15 protein-coding genes are annotated in these 17984 nt (G+C 66.1%); 9 read left to right on the top strand and 6 right to left on the bottom strand.

All coding sequences use genetic code 11. The features are described from left to right. Positions 1-176: 176 nt before the first annotated feature. From IEY58_RS25600 to IEY58_RS25590, 3 genes are all read right to left on the bottom strand, one after another. Positions 177-1406 (bottom strand): NHL repeat-containing protein, encoded by a 1230-nt coding sequence (locus IEY58_RS25600; protein WP_229743949.1) that lies wholly within the window; start codon positions 1404-1406, stop codon positions 177-179. Positions 1407-1699: 293 nt separating this feature from the next. Then, a complete protein-coding gene (locus IEY58_RS25595; protein WP_189050990.1) occupies positions 1700-2671 on the bottom strand; it encodes a UDP-glucuronic acid decarboxylase family protein in 972 nt (323 codons plus the stop codon). Between the two features lie 44 nt (positions 2672-2715). Then, positions 2716-4053: a UDP-glucose dehydrogenase family protein gene (locus IEY58_RS25590; protein ID WP_189050989.1), complete on the bottom strand. Its 1338-nt coding sequence runs from the start codon at positions 4051-4053 to the stop codon at positions 2716-2718. Between the two features lie 415 nt (positions 4054-4468). Between IEY58_RS25590 and galE the strand changes: the two genes are divergently transcribed. The 4 genes from galE to IEY58_RS25570 all read left to right on the top strand — a co-directional run bounded on the left by galE (position 4469) and on the right by IEY58_RS25570 (position 11349). After that, positions 4469-5446 (top strand): UDP-glucose 4-epimerase GalE, encoded by a 978-nt coding sequence (galE, locus tag IEY58_RS25585; RefSeq protein ID WP_189050988.1) that lies wholly within the window; start codon positions 4469-4471, stop codon positions 5444-5446. Positions 5447-5743: 297 nt separating this feature from the next. Next, entirely contained in the window at positions 5744-8371 is a 2628-nt protein-coding gene (locus tag IEY58_RS25580) for a glycosyltransferase (RefSeq protein ID WP_229743948.1), read from the top strand. 16 nt (positions 8372-8387) lie between these two features. Continuing rightward, on the top strand, positions 8388-10193 hold the full coding sequence (locus IEY58_RS25575; protein ID WP_229743947.1) for an ABC transporter ATP-binding protein: 1806 nt from the start codon (positions 8388-8390) through the stop codon (positions 10191-10193). Continuing rightward, complete coding sequence (locus IEY58_RS25570; RefSeq protein ID WP_189050987.1) at positions 10183-11349, top strand: hypothetical protein; 1167 nt, start codon at positions 10183-10185, stop codon at positions 11347-11349. Before IEY58_RS25575 ends, IEY58_RS25570 begins: the two co-directional genes overlap by 11 nt. 52 nt (positions 11350-11401) lie before the next feature. Here IEY58_RS25570 and IEY58_RS25565 read toward each other — a convergent pair whose 3' ends face one another. Further along, complete coding sequence (locus tag IEY58_RS25565; RefSeq protein WP_189050986.1) at positions 11402-11866, bottom strand: MarR family winged helix-turn-helix transcriptional regulator; 465 nt, start codon at positions 11864-11866, stop codon at positions 11402-11404. A 156-nt stretch (positions 11867-12022) separates the two neighbouring features. On the opposite strand from IEY58_RS25565, the gene IEY58_RS25560 reads away from it, so the two are divergent. Continuing rightward, a complete protein-coding gene (locus IEY58_RS25560; protein ID WP_189050985.1) occupies positions 12023-12451 on the top strand; it encodes an Ohr family peroxiredoxin in 429 nt (142 codons plus the stop codon). Positions 12452-12607: 156 nt separating this feature from the next. Here IEY58_RS25560 and IEY58_RS34685 read toward each other — a convergent pair whose 3' ends face one another. After that, positions 12608-12733: a hypothetical protein gene (locus tag IEY58_RS34685; RefSeq protein WP_268237595.1), complete on the bottom strand. Its 126-nt coding sequence runs from the start codon at positions 12731-12733 to the stop codon at positions 12608-12610. A gap of 66 nt (positions 12734-12799) precedes the next feature. Between IEY58_RS34685 and IEY58_RS25555 the strand changes: the two genes are divergently transcribed. Then, the gene (locus tag IEY58_RS25555) at positions 12800-13483 is read left to right on the top strand and encodes an aspartyl/asparaginyl beta-hydroxylase domain-containing protein (RefSeq protein ID WP_189050984.1); all 684 of its coding nucleotides are present in this window, start codon (positions 12800-12802) and stop codon (positions 13481-13483) included. 21 nt (positions 13484-13504) lie between these two features. Here the strand turns inward: IEY58_RS25555 and IEY58_RS25550 are convergent, their stop codons facing one another. Beyond that, a complete protein-coding gene (locus IEY58_RS25550; protein WP_189050983.1) occupies positions 13505-14143 on the bottom strand; it encodes a GntR family transcriptional regulator in 639 nt (212 codons plus the stop codon). Between the two features lie 113 nt (positions 14144-14256). Here IEY58_RS25550 and IEY58_RS25545 point away from each other — a divergent pair, with 113 nt between their 5' ends. The 3 genes from IEY58_RS25545 to IEY58_RS25535 all read left to right on the top strand — a co-directional run bounded on the left by IEY58_RS25545 (position 14257) and on the right by IEY58_RS25535 (position 17965). Continuing rightward, a complete protein-coding gene (locus tag IEY58_RS25545) occupies positions 14257-15144 on the top strand; it encodes an alpha/beta hydrolase (protein ID WP_189050982.1) in 888 nt (295 codons plus the stop codon). A 23-nt stretch (positions 15145-15167) separates the two neighbouring features. Beyond that, complete coding sequence (locus IEY58_RS25540) at positions 15168-16745, top strand: ABC transporter substrate-binding protein (RefSeq protein ID WP_189050981.1); 1578 nt, start codon at positions 15168-15170, stop codon at positions 16743-16745. A gap of 71 nt (positions 16746-16816) precedes the next feature. Then, positions 16817-17965, top strand: a complete 1149-nt coding sequence (locus tag IEY58_RS25535) for a C45 family autoproteolytic acyltransferase/hydolase (RefSeq protein WP_189050980.1) — start codon at positions 16817-16819, stop codon at positions 17963-17965. The last annotated feature ends 19 nt before the right edge of the window (positions 17966-17984 follow it).

The raw sequence follows: 17984 nt of genomic DNA, 5'->3' as shown, positions 1-17984 counted from the left end.
GCGGGTCCGGGCGGGGACCGGCAGGCTAGGCCAGGCAGGCTGAGCGGCGCAAGGGCGGCGCTACCGCTGCCGCTTTCTCTCCGGGAAGCGGAGAGGAGAGGGGCTGCGGCATCGGGTCTATTCGGTCGCCGCCTTCCGGCGAGCGGCATCGATCTCCGCCGGCTTTCAGCCGAGACTCACGGGTTCGCGTTTTCTGGCGAGAGCGGGTAGACCTGCACGGTGTTCGTGACGTCGTCCACGGCGACCAGGCTGGCAGCGCCTGCCGGCGTCCGCCCGACGGCGATGCCGAAAGCGCCACCTTGCGCGGCATCGACGTTGAACTCGGTCACGAACTGGCCGGACGGGGTAAACTCGACGATCTCGCTCGGATGCGTCGGATCCGCATTCACCGCGTCGCCGTTCGCCGCCAGCAAATCGCCGTTGGGCGCCCGGGCGAGTGCCAGCGGACCGCGAAGATGCGGGTCCTGGGTGACGAGCGCGCCGCGCGTCACGGGTTGCGTCCTCGCGCCGGCGTTGTCGATCTTGTAGATCGCGTTGTCGCCGGTCGAGGCGACAAAGAGAGCGTCATTCTCTGCATCGAATACGAGCCCGGTCGGGCCGAGGACGAGGGCTGAGGCGTTCGGCACATGCGTATAGCCGGAGGCGATCCGGGTGGCGCTGGTCACCTGGAAGCTGTTGTTCCCGATGATGAGATCGAGGCGCGAGACGGTGCCGTCCAGGACATTGGAGACGAAAAGCAGCGCGATGCTGCCCTCGTCGAAGATCGTCAGATCCCAGGGGCCGTTCAGGGTCGTCGCCGGAGTGGCCGGGATTTGCGCGAACAGTTTGCCGTTGCGGTCGATGACGAGCAGGGAGCCGGGCTTGATGGTCCCGACGGTGCCGTCGGATGTCGGCACGTTTCCGACGATGACGAAGCCCTTTCGCAAGACGCCCAGGGCCGTCGTCAGTCCCAAACCGGCACCGCCTTGGAAGAAGACCGATGCCGAGCCGTTCGGTGCGATCTTGCCGTTCGCCGTCAGCTTGATGATGGTCGAACCGGTGCCCTGCAAATTGCCGGTATTTTGCGGATTGTTCGCGTTGTTGAAGTTCGACACCAGGATGTCGCCGGGCTTAATCGCGGCTCCCGACGGAAAACCGGAAGGCACGACCGCGACGCCATAGGGATTTTCGTCGCCATTCGCCGGCACCGTCGAAGAGATCACGATCTGCGGCAGGAAGGCGTCCGCCGCCGCCATATGCAGCGGGACGAAGGCGAGCGCCGCTACAAGCGCGGTGCCGCGCAGAAGCGGGACGATTCTTGCCCTGTGCCTCGCATAGCTCCCTGCCGAGGAGGCGGGCAGGGTTGGGTAAACCATTCCGACAGATGCCGTATTCAGGTTGGCGCGGCCAGTCTTTGCGCGAGACATGATCCATCTCCTCTGGCTTCGATGCAGAGAGCCCCTGATGGAGATTCGCTCGATGGTCGGGATATTCCGGCAACGTCGAAAAATTGTTGCGTCCGGGATCCCGCATGCCGAGCACCGGCACGGGAGTGTGGTGCTAGCGGGGGTCGCGGGAATAGCCGAATGCGATCGCGTCGCCGAGGACGACGACATCAACGGCGGAGAGGCGACTGGCCGACGTCGCGCTCGTTATTTGATTTAGAGATGGATTCACAGGTTGAGTGGATCGCCACGCGACTCCACTCAACCCGATCCGTCTAGTCCGCGCCGCGCTCGCCGCTGCGGGTCAAGAGCCCGTCGAAATAGGCGATGGTGCGGGCGAGGCCGACCTCGAGCGGCACGGTCGGCTGCCAATCGAGCAGGCGCTTCGCCTCCGTGATGTCGGGGCAGCGCTGTAGCGGGTCGTCGGCCGGTAGCGGACGCGTGACGATCTTGGACTTGGAGCCGGTCATGTTGATGATCCGCTCGGCCAGCTCGCGCACGGGAATCTCGTGCGGGTTGCCGATGTTGATCGGGCCCGTCACCGCGTCCGGTGTCGCCATCAGCCGGAGCCAGCCTTCGATCAGGTCGTCGACATAGCAGAAGGCGCGGGTCTGGCTACCATCGCCATAAACGGTGATGTCCTCGCCCCTCAAGGCCTGGACGATGAAGTTCGACACCACGCGCCCGTCGTTCGGGTGCATGCGCGGCCCGTAGGTGTTGAAGATGCGCACGACCTTGATGCGCGTGCCGTGCTGGCGGTGATAGTCGAAGAACAGGGTTTCGGCGCAGCGCTTGCCCTCGTCGTAGCAGGCGCGCGGGCCGATCGGGTTGACGTTGCCGCGATAGTCCTCGGTCTGCGGATGGACCGTCGGGTCGCCGTAGACCTCGCTGGTCGACGCCTGGAAGATCTTGGCCTTCACGCGCTTGGCCAGGCCCAGCATGTTGATGGCGCCCAAGACGCTGGTCTTGGTCGTCTGCACCGGGTCGAACTGATAGTGCACCGGCGAGGCAGGGCAGGCGAGATTGTAGATCTCGTCGACCTCGACATAGAGCGGCCAGGTGACGTCGTGGCGCATCGCCTCGAAGTTCGGATTATCGAGCAGATGGGCGATGTTGTCCTTGCGGCCGGTGAAGTAATTGTCGACGCAGAGCACATCGTGCCCCTGCTCGATCAACCGCTCGCACAGGTGGGAGCCGAGGAACCCGGCTCCCCCCGTGACCAGAACGCGCTTGCGGGTCAGACTCATGATGTACAGCTCTCGATTTCTCGGGTCCGGTTGGGCCAGACCTCTTATGCCGGGATTGCGGCCTTCCGCCCGATGGAATGATAGGTGAAGCCTTCGCGAGCGACGCGGGTGGGGTCATAGATGTTGCGCAGGTCGACGATGATGCGGCCGGGCATGGCCTGGCGGACGCGGGTCCAGTCGAGCGAGCGGAACTGGTTCCACTCGGTGCAGAACACGAGCACGTCGGCGTCCTTCAAGGCGTCGTAGGCGTCCGCGGCGTATTCGATGCCGGAGAGGAGCTTCTGTGCTTCGTGCATGCCCTCCGGGTCGTAGGCGCGGATGCTGGCGCCGGCTTCCAGGAGCGCCGGCACGATGGCGAGGCTCGGGCTGTCGCGCATGTCGTCGGTATTGGGCTTGAACGTCAGGCCCAACAGGCCGACCCGCTTGCCCTTGGCGTCGCCGCCGAGCGCATCGACGATGCGCCGGGCCATGTCGACCTTGCGGCCCTCGTTCACCTCGATGACGCTCTCGACGATGCGGATCGGGGCACCGGCATCGCGCGCGGTCTTGACCAGTGCCAGGCAGTCCTTCGGGAAGCACGAGCCGCCGTAGCCGGGGCCGGCATGCAGGAACTTGTTGCCGATGCGGTTGTCGAGGCCGATGCCCTTGGCGACGTCCTGCACGTCGGCGCCGACCTGCTCGCACAGGTTGGCCATCTCGTTGATGAAGGTGATCTTGGTCGCAAGGAAGCAGTTGGCGGCGTACTTGATGACCTCGGCCGTCTCGAGTGCCGTAAAGAGCACCGGCTTCTCGATCAAGGCCAGCGGCCGGTAGAGCGCCCGCATCACCTCGCGCCCGCGGGTCGCCCCGTCGAGCGTGCCGACCACGACGCGGTCCGGCCGCATGAAATCCTCGATCGCCGAGCCTTCGCGCAGGAACTCCGGGTTCGACACCACGTCGAAGTCGCGGCCCAGCTCCAGGTCCGGCCGCGCCTTCATCACCACTTCGGCGACCTTGCGGCCCGTGCCGACCGGCACCGTCGACTTGGTCACGATCGCGGCATAGCCGTCGAGCGCCTTGGCGATCTCCTCGGCCGCCGCGAACACATAGGAGAGATCGGCATGGCCGTCGCCGCGCCGGGACGGCGTGCCGACCGCGATGAACACCGCGTCCACGCCCTTGACCGACGCCGCCAAGTCCGTCGAGAACTCGAGCCGCCCCTCCTTCACGTTGCGCGCCACCAGATCGTCCAGGCCCGGCTCGTAGATCGGCATCTCGCCCCGATTGATCCGCTCGATCTTGGAGGCGTCCTTGTCGACGCACACCACCGACGTGCCGAACTCCGAGAAGCAAGCCCCAGAGACGAGACCGACATACCCCGTCCCGATGACCGCAATCCGCATCTCATTCTCCTCGCGCTAACCCGGGCACCCGGCCACCCGCCTCCGGGCCAACCGCCCCGGAGGCCAATCGCCGACACCCGCTCCGACATGCCCCATCACACACCCGCCCGCCAAGCAAAATCCGCTGAGCATTCCACCGGAAAAACAACCGGCAGAGGCCCGACCGGGGCTGGTCGGGCCCGGGCAGGAGCGCGGGGTACCGGCCAACAACGCTGCCACCTCCGGGAAAATTCCGCACTGCAGCGTGACATTTTCAGACGGCATCGAAAGGGCTGGCGACGGGGCGGGCGATCGTGAGAAAGAGCCTCTCGGCCCTGCTCGGCCCGGTTGGGAAGAAACCGGCCGGTTGGCCCGTTGTCGGTCGGGACGGATCGGCGGCGCGGGACGCAATCCTTCCAGAGGATCGACGAGACTGATGGCGAAAAACATCCTGGTGACCGGCGGCGCCGGCTATATCGGCAGTCACACCGCCAAAGCCCTGGCGCGGGCCGGCTATCGCCCCGTGACCTACGACAACCTGGTCTACGGCCATCGCCACGCGGTCCAATGGGGCCCGTTCGTCGAGGGCGACATCCTCGACACTGCCAAGCTCGAGCAGGTGATCCGGGACGAGGCGATCGAGGCCATCGTCCATTTCGCCGCCTTCGCCTATGTCGGCGAATCCGTGACCAAGCCGGAAATCTATTTTCACAACAACGTGATGGGGTCGCTGTCGATCCTCGACGCCATGCGCGCGACCGGCGTCAAGCAGATCGTGTTCTCGTCGACTTGTGCGACCTATGGCATGCCCGACCGGATGCCGATCACCGAGGAGACGCTGCAGCGGCCGATCAACCCCTATGGCGAAACCAAGCTCATGATCGAGCGGGCGCTCCATTGGTACGGGCCGGCTCACGGCATCCGCTCGGTCTCGCTGCGCTATTTCAACGCCTGCGGCGCCGATCCAGAAGGCCAGATCGGCGAGGAGCACGATCCGGAAACCCATCTGATCCCGCTCATCCTCGACGCCGCGTCGGGCCGGCGTGCTGCGATCGACGTCTACGGCACCGACTACCCGACGCCGGACGGCACTGCCATCCGCGACTACATCCATGTCCAGGACCTGGCCGACGCTCATGTGAAGGCGCTCGCCTATCTGTTCGACGGCGGGGAGACGACCCAGCTCAATCTCGGCACCGGCACCGGCAATTCCGTGCGCGAGGTGATCGACGCGGTCGAGCGCGTGACCGGGTGCAAAGTGCCGCGGCGCGAGGTCGGCCGCCGGGCCGGCGACCCGCCGGAGCTCGTCGCCAATCCCGCGAAAGCCAACCAGCTGCTCGGCTGGAAGCCGGTGATGTCCGACATCGACAGCATCATCCGCACCGCCTGGGCCTGGCATCAGCGGGGGAAGTAGGGAGAAAGACGGCAGATCACCCACTCATCCGTCATCCCCGGGCTTGACCCGGGGATCCACGTTTTTCCGCCGAACGGCGGCTGGCCGATAGGCGTGGATGGCCGGGTCAAGCCCGGCCATGACGACAGGAAAACAGCGGGACTTTCGCTCGCGCGGGAATAACGGCCGGGGAAGAAACCGTTCGGTATTTGACAATCCGGTGTCGGAAAGGCTCTTTCACACCGGTATCTGGGTGCCGGTCGGGGAACCGGGGAATGCGGGCGCACATTTGGCTTCGGGGTCGGGACGAGAATGGCATTGAACGAAGAAGACGCGATCGTCGTGCGGGCTGAGGACGGCACAGCGCGGGAGGCATCGAACGCGTCGGCGCCGGCGTTGCGGCTGGTCGAGCCGCGGCCGAAGACGCTCCGGGCGGCGGCGCTCGAGCGGGTCCGGGTCGAGGGCAAGTTCTTCTTCACCGGCGACGCCAAGTTCTTCCTCAAGGGGGTGACCTACGGGCCGTTCCCCGTCGGCGCCGACGGCACGCAATTCCCACCGGCCGAGCGCGTGCGCCAGGACATGGCGCTCATGGCCGAGGCCGGCGTCAACACGCTCCGCGTCTTCACCGTGCCGCCGGTCTGGCTCCTGGACATCGCCGCCGAACATGGTTTGCGCGTGCTCGCCGGCATTCCTTGGTCGCAACACATCACCTTCCTCGACAGCGAGGCGACCAAGGCCGAGATCCGCCGCATGGTGATGGCGGGCGTGCGCTCGCTCGGGCGCCATCCGGCGCTCCTCGCCTACATGATCGGCAACGAGATCCCGCCCGACATGATCCGCTGGCACGGGCCGGACAAGGTGCGCGCCTTCCTGGTCGATCTGGTCAAGGAGGTGAAGGCCTATGATCCGACCGGCCTCGTCTCCTATGCGAATTTCCCGTCGACCGAATACCTGACGGTCGATTTTACCGATTTCCTGTGCTTCAACGTCTATCTGCACAACGAATCGGCGTTCCGGCGCTATATCGCGCGGCTCCATAATCTCGCGGTCGACCGGCCGCTGGTGCTGACCGAGTTCGGCATGGACTCGATGCGCGAGGGTAAGGACCACCAGGCCGAGACGATCGGCTGGCAGGTGCGGACCGCGTTCGAGCTCGGCTGCGCCGGCACCTGCGTCTTCGCCTGGACCGATGAATGGTTCACCGGCGGCCACCTGATCGAAGACTGGGAATTCGGCATCGTCGACCGGGACCGGCGGAAGAAGCCGGCGTTCGAGGCGGTCGCGGCCAATTACCAGGGCCCGCTGCCGCCGGCGCTGCCGCATTACCCGCGCGTCTCGGTCGTGGTCTGCGCCTACAACGCCGATCGGACCATGGACCAGTGCCTGGCCTCGCTCGAGCACCTCAACTATCCGGACTACGAGGTCATCGTCGTCAACGACGGCTCGACCGACCGGACGCTCGAAATCTCGCAGCGCTACGACTATTGCAAGATCATCAGCCAGCCGAACAAGGGCCTGTCGGTCGCGCGCAACGTCGGCGCCGAGATGGCGACCGGCGAGATCGTGGCCTATACCGACTCGGACTGCGTCGCCGACAAGGACTGGCTGACCTATCTCGTCGCCAAGATGCAGCACAAGGGGCTGGCCGCGGTCGGCGGGCCCAATTTCCCGCCGCCCGAGGACGATCTCGTGCCGGCTGCGGTCGCGGTCTCGCCGGGCGGGCCGACCCATGTGCTGGTGTCGGACGAAGTGGCGGAGCACATCGCCGGCTGCAACATGGCGTTCCGGCGCGACGTGCTGCTGCAACTGGGCGGCTTCGACCCGGTCTATCGCGCGGCCGGCGACGATGTCGACATCTGCTGGCGCTTTCAGAATGCCGGCTACACGATCGGTTTCGCGCCGGCGGCCGTGGTCTGGCACTTCCGGCGCAACACGGTCGAGGCTTACCTCAACCAGCAGAAGGGCTACGGCAAGGCCGAGGCGCTCGTCTATTCGAAGCATCCGCTGCGCTTCAACCTGTTCGGCCAGGCGAAATGGCTGGGCCGCATCTACGGCGACCTTTCAGCCTCGCTGCTGCTCTCGCGCCGGCCGGTGATCTATTCCGGCGTGTTCGGCCGCGGCCTGTTCCAGACCATGTACGAGCCGCCCTCGTCGCTCGCCGCTTTCCTGCCGTTGACGTTCGAATGGAATATCGTCGCGATCGTGCTGGCGTTCGCCGGCCTCGTCGCCGGCGGCTGGTGGCTGCTCTTGTGGGTGCCGTTGCTCACGACCTGGGCCATGTGCGTCTCGGGCGCCTTGAAGGCGCCGATCGACCCGCGCTTCCGCAGCTTGAAGGCGCGGGCGCTCATCGCGTGCCTGATCTATCTGGGGCCGATCCTGCGCGGCTGGACCCGGATCAAGTGGCGGGTCAAGGAATCGAATGCGGCGGACACTCTGCCGGGCGAGGCCGATGGCCCGCTGGCGCCGGCCAAGATCGATTGGCGCAACCGCGCGCTGTTCTTCTCATACTGGGGCCAGAACTACGAAGAAAAGGAAGTGCTGCTCGCGGGCCTCATGGAGTTCCTCATCCCGCGCAAATATTTCCTGCAGACCGACGAGGGCTGGAGCGACTGGGACCTGAAGATCGCGCGCGGCCTCTGGAGCCGGGCCTTCGTCATGGCGGTGACCGAGAACCACGGCGGCGAGAAGCGTGTGCTGAGGGTGCGCTGCGCCATGCGCCTGTCGCGCCTCGCGTCCTTCGTGCTGCGCTGCTACGCCGGCGCCACGGCGGCGGCGCTCGTCGTGGGCCTGCCGGTGCCGGCCTTCCTGATCGCCGCCGCCGGCCTCGCGAATTTCGGCTATATCGCCGACCAGACCTGGCGCTTCGGCCGGATCATGAACCGGGTGATCGACGAGGTCGCGCGCAAGGCGAAGCTCACGCCTATGACCGGCCGGAAGGCCGGCTGACCCGAGGGACGAGGCCGTGACCGGGCTTGCCTGGAAAATATCGGGCTATGTGCGGCCTTATACGCAGCTCCTGGCGCTGGCGCTCGTCCAGGTGTTCGTCCTCCTGGGCTTCGAGCTCTTGAAGCCCTGGCCGCTCAAGATCGTCGTCGACAATGCCTTGAGCGGCCAGCCGATCGCGGCCGGGCCGCTCACCTGGCTTGCCCCCGGCATCGCCGGGTGGTCGGCGTCGGGCCTGGTCGCGGCCGCGGTCACGGCGCTGGTCGTCATATATCTGCTGAGCGGCGGCCTCACCGTCGTCTACAACGCCATGGCGATCTGGCTTGGCCAGCGCATGGTGAGCGACCTGCGCGCCCGGCTCTATGCCCATCTGCAGCGCCTGTCCTTGGCCTATCACAGCCGCCAGCGCGTCGGCGACCTCATGATGCGGGTGACCGCCGACAGCTATGCGGTCCAGACCATGATCATGAACGGCGCGCTGCCGATCCTGCAGGCATTCGTGCTCCTGATCGGCATGATCTGCGTGCTGGCGCCGATCGATCTGGAGCTGACGCTCGTCTCGCTCACCATCGTGCCGATCCTGTTCGTGCTGATCGGCCTCTTCAACCGCAAGATCGCCGCCATCGCGACGGTGGCGCGCGACAACGACAGCCTGGTCTATTCGGTGGCACACTGGGGCCTGGGCTCGATCAAGCTCGTCCAGGCCTTCACCAAGGAAGAGGACGAGCATCGCCGCTTCATGGCTGTGAGCGGCGCCGCACTCCGGGCGCATCTCAAGCTCTACTCTTGGCAGACGCTCTATACCGCGGTGATCGGAACCCTGATGGCGCTCGGCACGGCTCTCGTCATCTATGTCGGCGCGCACGAGGTACTCTCCGGCGCGCTGTCGATCGGCACGCTGCTCGTGTTCACCACATATCTCGGCCAGCTCTATGGACCCGTGAACCAGATTACCCAGAGCTGGGGCCTGATCGCGGGCGCCCGGGTCGGCGCCCACCGCTGCTTCGAGATCCTCGAGACCGAGGCCGATCTCAAGGACGGCTCCCGGGTTTTTCCGGCGAAGGGTGCCGAGGGCCGGGTCGAATGGCGCGACGTCCAGTTCCGCTATCGGGCAGACCAGTCGGTGCTGCGCGGCATCACGCTTGCGGTCGAGCCGGGCCAGACCGTGGCGCTGGTCGGCGCCACCGGCGCCGGCAAGTCGACGCTCCTGGGCCTCGTGCCACGCTTCTTCGATCCGAGCTTGGGGTCGATCCTGATCGACGGCGTCGATGCGCGCGACTACGAGATCCGCTCGCTCCGCCGCCAGGTCGCGATGGTGCTGCAGCCGCCGCTCGTCTTCCCCTTGAGCGTGCGCGAGAACATCGCCTATGGCCGGCCCGAGGCGAGCCTGGACGAGATCCGAGCGGCGGCGCGGCTCGCCGAAATCGACCGCCTGATCGAGACCCTGCCCGAGGGCTACGACACGCTCGTGGGCGAGGGCGGGGCGACCTTCTCCGAGGGCGAGAAGCAGCGGCTCACCATCGCGCGTGCCCTCTTGCGCGACGCGCCGATCCTGATTCTGGACGAGCCGACCTCGGCGCTCGACGCCGAAACGGAGGCGCTCGTCATGGCCGGCATCCGGCGCTTGACCCAGGGCCGCACCACCTTCGTCATTGCGCACCGGCTCTCGACCGTGCGCCGGGCCGATGTGATTCTCGTCCTCAAGGATGGAGTGATTGCCGAGGCCGGGCGTTTCGATGATTTGATGCACCGCAGCAACGGGCTGTTCCGGCAGCTCTACGATACCCAGTTCGATCTCACCGAGGAGACGCACGTTGGCGTCTAACAAGAAGACCGTTCTCGTCCTGCATCTCGCCGGACAGATTCCGCTGGCCGGTATCGCCTGGCAGGCGCTCCACTATGTGCTGGGGCTGCGCCGCTTGGGCTACGACGTCTGGTACATCGAGGATTCGGGCGCCAACCCGTACGATCCGCGGCAATTCTCGATCGTCGAGGACTGCAGCTACAACGTCCAGTTCGTGAAGACGATGATGGAGCGGTTCGACCTGGGCGACCGCTGGGCCTATTGGGACGCCGCCAAGGACGAGGTGCACGGCATCTCCAAGGAGCGGCTGATGGCGCTCTACGGCGAGGCATCGGCGCTCTTCAACCTGTGCGGCGCCACGCGGCTCCGGGAAGAGCATCTGAAATGCCCGGTCCGCATCTTCGTCGACACCGACCCGGTGTTCGAGCAGGCCAAGGTCGCCTCGGGCAACGCCGAGTCGCTCGAGTACCTGGGCCTGCACACGCACCATTTCACCTATGGCGAAAACCTCGGCAACGAGGATTGCAAGGTGCCGATCGTCAAGTTCGACTGGCGGAAGACCCGGCCGCCGGTGCTGGTCGACCTGTGGGACGCCGGTTGCGTCGCCGCCGGGCCGTTCTATTCCTCGATCGCGACCTGGGAGAACAAGGGCAAGGACATCGAGGTCGGCGGCGAGACCTATCGCTGGTCGAAGCACGTCAATTTCCTGAAATACCTCGACCTGCCGCGCGCGGTGATGCAGCCGTTCCGCCTCGCCATGACGCCGCCGACGCCGGACGTGGCCGAACGGGTCAGGGACGGCGGCTGGGACATCGTCGATCCGGTCCCGGTCTCGGCAGACATGCAGTCCTATCGCGACTTCGTCGTGACCTCGCGCGGCGAGTTCACGGTGGCGAAGGACATCTATGTGCGCCCCAACAGCGGCTGGTTCTCCGACCGCTCGGTCTGCTACCTGGCCGCCGGCCGGCCGGTCATCACGCAGGAGACCGGCTTCTCGAAATTCATCGAGACCGGCAAGGGCCTGTTCCCGTTCTCCTCGCTCGAAGAAGTGCGCGACGCCGTCGCCCGCATCAACACCGACTACGCCCAGCACTCGATCGGCGCCATCGAGGTCGCGAACGAATTCTTCGATGCGCACACGGTGCTCTCGAAGATGGTGGAGGAGGTCGGGTTCTAGGCGGGTCTAAACATTCGTCATTCCCCGCCTCTCGTGGGAATGACGAATGGGATCACTTCCCCTCCACCGCTGTCAGCAGATTGTCGCGCAGCTTGGCGACGGCTTTCTGGAGCGTCGCGAACTCGTCGGGCGTGAGGCCGGTCTGTTCGTTCAGCGTGTCGGTCTGGATCCGCTCGCGCACGCGGCGGCCGGCGTCGGTCAGGCTGACCACGACCTGCCGCTCATCCTCTTGGGCGCGCCGGCGGGTAAGGTAGCCCATCTGTTCGAGCTTCTTCAGGATCGGCGTCAGCGTGTTCGACTCCAGGAACATCTTCTGGCCGAGGCCGCTTACGGTCTGCTCGTCCTCCTCCCACAGTGCCACGATCGCGATGTACTGCGTGTAGGTCAGGCCGAGCTCGTCCAGGATCGGCTTATAGGCCCGGCCGAAGGCGAGGTTGGCCGAATAGACCGCAAAACAGAGGAAATCGGCCAGCTTGGGCAGGGCCGGGGCGGCGGGCGGCCTGGTCTTTGGATTCATCGTCAGCCTCGTGAACGCAACGTCGAGCGTCTCACACCTATATAAATCGCATCCGATTAAATCGGAAGGCTTGACATGTGGGTTTGTGTGCCATAAATAACATCGCATCCGATCTAATCGGATCCGATTTTAAGACCCTTCAGCAAGGAGCCCACCATGTCCAAGATCGAAACCGTCCTCCTCACCGGCAAGACCCACACGACGGCCAGCGGCCACAACAGCCGCGTCAACCTTGAGCTCTCGTCGCCCAGCAAGGGCAGCCATCCGGAATACCGGTTCGCGGACGTCGAGGCCCATCCGACCGCCGAGCAATTGTTCGCGGGCGCCTGGTCAGCCTGTTTCCTGGGTGCGATCGAGCTCGCCGCTGCTGAGCGGAAGGTAAAGTTGCCGGCCGATCTCGCCGTCGACATCGAGGTCGACCTGGGCAAGACCGGCAGCGCCTATTTCCTGCAGGCGCGCCTCGACGTCAGCCTGCCGGGCGTCGCGCGCGACGCGGCACTCGATCTCGTGCATGCCGCGCACGAGATCTGCCCCTATTCGAAGGCCACGCGCGGCAACATCGATGTGGCGGTCAACCTGATCTGAACCGTCGCTCTAAATATTTGAGTTGAGAGACGGATTCACGGACTGGGCGGAACCGCAAAGCGATTTCACCCAGTCCGATCCGGCTCTAGTCGGCAGCGTTTCGAGCCGAGGTCATGCCCGACCTCGGCTCGAGCTTTTTGCGACGACGCAGGTCGCCTAGGGCGATACCTCATAAACCGTGCCGCAGCCGACCGGGGCCACGACCGAGGCCGACGTGCAGCCGGAGCCGCTGCTCGCGGTGCCATAGCCGGCGCTCGACGCGGGCAGGCCGATCCGCCGCATGTCACCGAGGGACCTATCCTCGTGACCGAGCGTTGAGTTTTCGAGGGCGATGTCTCGGAGCGGTCGATGACGCTTTCCTACGACCTGGCGGTGGATGGCGTGCGGGCGCTCTACGATCGGCGGATTTCGGGACCGCCCGTGCTGGATCTCGACCGCGATTTCCCGCTGGGCGCCGCGTTCGCCGCCGAGTGGCGGACAATCCGGGACGAAGCGCTCGCAGTCCGACGCCGGCTCGCCGAGGTGCCGCGCTTTCATGAAATCATGCCGGAGCAGGCATCGATCTCGGCGAACGACGGTCGCGACTGGCGCATGTTCATTCTCAAGGCCTACGGCGTCGAGCAGCCCCGGAACATGGCGGCCTGCCCGCGGCTCGCCGCCCTGGTGCGCGGGATGCCGGACGTTCTGTCGGCCTCCTTCTCGTTCCTTGGGCCGCGCAAGCATATCCCGCCCCATCGCGGGCCGATCCGCGGCATCATCCGGTTCTATCTCATGCTCTCGATGCCGCGCGCGGAGGATGGCCGGCCGGCGGCGGTGCTCAAGGTCGACGAGGTCGAGCACCGGCTCGACGAGGGGCAGTTCCTGCTATGGGACGATACGTTCCTGCACGAGGCCTGGAACGACAGCGACGAGGTACGCATCGTCTTGTCGCTCGACGTCTGGCGCTCGCACATGCCGGCCGACATGCGTCTGCTCTCGGCCCTGCTGATCCGCCTGGTCCGGCTCGGGATCGCGATCCGCGGCGTGGGATGATGGCCGGGGAGGTCTTGGGAATCAGCCCATCCCCTCCGCCGTCTGCCGGATATGGGCGCGAATGATCCGCTTGAGTGCGTCCGCGTCGCGGGCCGCGATCGCGTCGATCATCAGGAAATGCTCGCGGGCGGATTGCTCGACGCGGGCGCGGGTCTTCCATTGCTCGAGCGGGGCCGAGGGGCCGCGGCCGCGGAATTCCAGGATCAGGTTGCCGAGCTCGCGGTTGGTGCAGAGCCGGGCGAGGCGCGTGTGGAACGCGATGTTCGCCTCGTACTGCTCGAGCAGCGTGCCGTCGAGCACGAGTTCGGCAAAGCGCTGGGCGAGCGCCTGCAGTTCCGCGATCGCGGCCGCGTCGGCCGCTTCGACGATGCTGTCGGCCGCCGCCGTCTCCAGCACGACGCGCACGTCGCGGATCTCGTCGGTCTGGCGCTGGTCCGGCTGGTAGACGTGATAGCCGCGGTTCGGGATGTGCTGGACCAGGCGCTTGGCGACGAGCTTGTCGAGCGCGCGCCTGACCTCGATGCGCGTGCAGCCGTAGCGCTTCTCCAGGTCGATCTGCTTCAGCCAGGTGCCAAGTCCGAAATGGCCGGAATGGATGTCGCGCGCCAGCATGTCCGCTGCATCTTCGGCCCGCCCGGTCGTGGTTGCAGCATTCTTCATCGCTCGTCGCCGCCTTTCGCCCCCTGAAGGCTCTATGTCGGGACGGTTCCATACCGGCTTGCCGGGGGTGTCATCAACATGCATTATAATTGGCGCCAATTATGGAACCAATAATGTCGCCACAGGAAATCCCCGCTTTCACCGATGCCGCCGTCGCCGATGCTGCCCGGCGTGGGCGCGCCATGTACGATCTCGGCAGCACGCCGATCTTCGCGAGCCGCAGCGACCCGCGCTTCGGCTATTGCCTTTACGTGCCGCCGGATATTGCCGAGGCTGAGACCGCGCCCGAGCTCATCGTCGCCATGCACGGCACTGGCCGCTCGTTCGTCGAGTACCGCAATGCCTTCGCCGAGTTCGGCCGCTGGAACCGCTGCGTGATCCTGGCGCCGCTGTTCCCGATCGGCGTCCAGGGCGACGGCAACCGCGACGGCTTCAAGTACATGGCCGAGGGCGACATCCGGTACGACCGGGTGCTCCTCGACATGGTGGCGGAGGTCGGCGCCAAGTACGGCTGGCGCTTCGACCGTTTCGCGCTGTTCGGTTATTCGGGCGGCGGCCATTTCGCCCATCGCTTCCTGATGCTGCATCCGGACCGGCTCTGGGCCGTCTCGATCGGCGCACCCGGATCGGTGACGCTGCTCGATCCGACGCGCGACTGGTGGGTCGGCACGCGCGATGTCGAGGCCCGCTTCGGCGTCGCCGTCGACCCGGCCGCCATGGCGAAGGTCGCGGTGCAGATGGTCGTGGGCTCGGCCGATATTGAGACCTGGGAGATCACCCATCGCGAGGGCGGTCGGCATTGGATGCCGGGCGCCAATGACGCCGGGCGCACCCGGCCCGAACGGCTCGCGAGCCTTTGCCACTCGTTCGAGGCGGCTGGCATCTCGGTGCGCTTCGATCTCGTCGCCGGCATGGCGCACGACGGCCTGCGCGCGGTCGAGACGGTGAAGGGGTTCTTCGCGGACACGCTCGCGGCGATGCGCCAAGCGGAACGGCAATGAGAACAGGCAGCAGGGAACCAGTGATGCGCGCTTACGGCCTTCGGCATTGCCTTCCAGCCCTCGTCCTCGCGACGGGCCTCATCGCCACCGGTGAGGCCAGGGCCCAATCTGCCACGGCTCAATCGGTCACGGTGGCGCTCAACGCCGACATCCGCAGCACCAACCCGGGCGTCAATCGCGACGACAATACCGACGGCGTCGTGCTCAACATGGTCGAGGGCCTGGTGGGCTATCGCGAGAACGGCTCGGTCGGCCCGCTGCTCGCCGAAAAGGTCGATCTCTCGGCCGATGGGCAGACCTACACGTTCCACCTGCGCAAAGGCGTCAAGTTCCACAATGGCGCCCCGATGACCTCGGCGGACGTGCTGTGGAGCTGGCAGCGCTATATGGATCCCAAGACCGAATGGCGCTGCCTCGCCGATTTCGACGGGCGCAACGGCATCAAGGTCACTTCGGCGACGGCTCCCGACGCCCAGACCTTCGTCATGACGATCGACAAGCCCGCGGCCCTGTTCCTCGACACCATGGCGCGGACCGACTGCGGCATGACCGCGATCCTCTCCAAGGACTCGATCAATCCGGACGGCAGCTGGAACCGGCCGGTCGGCACCGGGCCGTTCAAGCTCGTCGATTGGAAGCGCGGCGAATATGTGACCGTGACCCGGTTCGACGACTACGTCTCGCCGCCCGGCGACAAGGTCGACGGCTATCTCGGCAACAAGAAGCCGCTCGTCAAGGACGTGAAGTTCCTGGTCGTGCCCGATGCCTCGACCGCCAAGGCCGGCCTCTTGTCCGGCGCCATCGACATTGCGCAGATCCTCGATTCCGATGCGCCCGAGCTCGAGAAGAGCGGCACGGTCCAGGTATTGACGCCGACCTCGGCGGTGAAGCACGTCCTCTTGTTCCAGACGCGCGATCCGGTGCTGAAGAACGCAAAGCTGCGGCAGGCAATCGCGGCGGCGCTCGATATCGGCCAACTGGTCGCCGCCGCGTCGAACGGGCTCGGCAAGCCGCATAATTCCGCCGTGCCGCTCTCGTCCGCCTATTCGGATGCGGTCCAGCAGGAGGGCTACACCTACGACCAGGCGAAGGCGAAGAAGCTCCTGGCCGAGGCCGGCTACAAGGGCGAGCCGATCAAGATCATCGCCAACAAACGCCTGACCGTGCCGAGCTTCCCGGTCGCGGTCATGGCCCAGGCGATGCTGCAGTCGGTCGGCATCAACGCCGAGATCGAGGTGCTGGAGTGGGCGACCCAACTCGACCGCTACAACAAGGGCAACTACCAGATGATGTCCTTCAGCTATTCCTCGCGCCTCGACCCGGCCTTGAGCTACGAGCAGTTCATGGGGCCCAAGGACACGCAGCCGCGCAAGGTCTGGGACAATCCGGAAGCGCAGGCGCTGCTCGACAAGGCGTTCGTCGTGTCCGACCCGACCGAGCGGCAGAAGCTGTTCGACGAGCTCCACAGCCGCCAACTCGCCGACACGCCGCTCGTCATCCTGTTCAACGGCATCGAATTCTCAGCGCAAGGCAAGCGCGTGCACGGCTCGCCCTATTGGGAAGGCAAGCAGCGCCTGTGGGGCGTCAGCGTCGCGAATTGAAGCAGGATGTTAGCTCGTCATTCCCGCCTTCGCGGGAATGACGGAATGAATTGAACGAAGGATTGAAGCCCATGTCAGAGCCCATCACGTCCTTCCCATTCGTCTCGGTCTCCGGCACGCCCTATGACCGCGGCCGGCAATATGGTGCGGCGGTGCCCGGGCTGGTGGCGGCGAGCGCCAGGCTCTATGGCCGGACGCTCGACGAGCTCGGCTACGACGCGCCGGGCAAGAGCCGTCTGATCCAGCGCTTCGCGGCCGGCATCGCCGGCTTCGGCGAGCAGTACCTCGAAGAGATGCGCGGCATCGCCGACGGCGCCCGCGTGCCGTTCGAGGACGTGATCATGATCAACGCGCGGACCGAGGTGATCGCCGAGGCCCGGCGCGAGCGGGCCACAGCCCCGGCGCAAGAACCGGCCGAACCGGACGACGGCTGCACCGGCGCCGTCATCCTGCCGGAGCGCAGCGCCACCGGCGCCATCGTCCATGGCCAGAACTGGGATTGGCGCGCCGAATGCGCCGAGACCGCGATCGTGCTCCGCGTGCGCCGCGACGACGGGCCGGACATGTTGACCTTCGTCGAGGCGGGCGGCCTGGCCCGCAGCGGTTTGAACGCGGCCGGCATCGCGATCACCGCCAACTATCTCGAGTCCGACCGCGACTTTACGCAGGACGGCGTGCCGCTGTCGCTCATCCGGCGCAAGGTGCTGGAGCAGGAGCATTTCGCCTTCGCCATGCGCGCGATCGCGACCACGCCAAAGGCCTGTTCCAACAACATGATGGTGAGCACGACCCTGGGCTTCGCGATCGATTTCGAATGCGCGCCGGACGAGGCCTTCCCGGTCTATCCGACGGACGGCGTGATCGTGCACGCCAACCACTGGACGAGCCCGGTGGCGCTCGCCAAGCTCAAGGACACGGGCATTCCGAACGTGCCGGAGAGCTTCTATCGCGACTGGCGCGTCCGGAAGCTGCTCGACGCCGCCGGGCCGAAGCTCGGGCCCGACGATCTCAAGACGGCGCTGTTCGACACGTTCGGTACGCCCTATTCCGTGTGCCGGCCGCCCCGGCTGGGCAGCGGCGGCAATCTGTCGGCGAGCGTCGCCATGGTGGTCATGGAGCCGGCCAAGGGCTCGCTCGAAGTGGCGCCGCTACCGGCGCTCAACCGCTGCTTCACCCGCTACAGCCTGGCCGAGGATCCGGTCACGCTCGCGGCCTTCTAGTGGCCGCGGGGATCGGTCC

This window comes from Aliidongia dinghuensis, assembly GCF_014643535.1.
Classification (GTDB): domain Bacteria; phylum Pseudomonadota; class Alphaproteobacteria; order ATCC43930; family CGMCC-115725; genus Aliidongia; species Aliidongia dinghuensis.
Note: the sequence above shows the minus strand (reverse complement) of the source record. Positions and strands in the feature narration are given on the sequence as shown.

Bases quoted from the DNA above. Each gene is read 5' to 3' on its own strand.
- IEY58_RS25600 (WP_229743949.1), bottom strand. From the start codon at position 1,406: ATGTCTCGCGCAAAGACTGGCCGCGCCAACCTGAATACGGCATCTGTC.
- IEY58_RS25595 (WP_189050990.1), bottom strand. From the start codon at position 2,671: ATGAGTCTGACCCGCAAGCGCGTTCTGGTCACGGGGGGAGCCGGGTTC.
- IEY58_RS25590 (WP_189050989.1), bottom strand. From the start codon at position 4,053: ATGCGGATTGCGGTCATCGGGACGGGGTATGTCGGTCTCGTCTCTGGG.
- galE (WP_189050988.1), top strand. From the start codon at position 4,469: ATGGCGAAAAACATCCTGGTGACCGGCGGCGCCGGCTATATCGGCAGT.
- IEY58_RS25565 (WP_189050986.1), bottom strand. From the start codon at position 11,866: ATGAATCCAAAGACCAGGCCGCCCGCCGCCCCGGCCCTGCCCAAGCTG.
- IEY58_RS25560 (WP_189050985.1), top strand. From the start codon at position 12,023: ATGTCCAAGATCGAAACCGTCCTCCTCACCGGCAAGACCCACACGACG.
- IEY58_RS34685 (WP_268237595.1), bottom strand. From the start codon at position 12,733: ATGCGGCGGATCGGCCTGCCCGCGTCGAGCGCCGGCTATGGCACCGCG.
- IEY58_RS25555 (WP_189050984.1), top strand. From the start codon at position 12,800: ATGACGCTTTCCTACGACCTGGCGGTGGATGGCGTGCGGGCGCTCTAC.
- IEY58_RS25550 (WP_189050983.1), bottom strand. From the start codon at position 14,143: ATGAAGAATGCTGCAACCACGACCGGGCGGGCCGAAGATGCAGCGGAC.
- IEY58_RS25545 (WP_189050982.1), top strand. From the start codon at position 14,257: ATGTCGCCACAGGAAATCCCCGCTTTCACCGATGCCGCCGTCGCCGAT.
- IEY58_RS25540 (WP_189050981.1), top strand. From the start codon at position 15,168: ATGCGCGCTTACGGCCTTCGGCATTGCCTTCCAGCCCTCGTCCTCGCG.
- IEY58_RS25535 (WP_189050980.1), top strand. From the start codon at position 16,817: ATGTCAGAGCCCATCACGTCCTTCCCATTCGTCTCGGTCTCCGGCACG.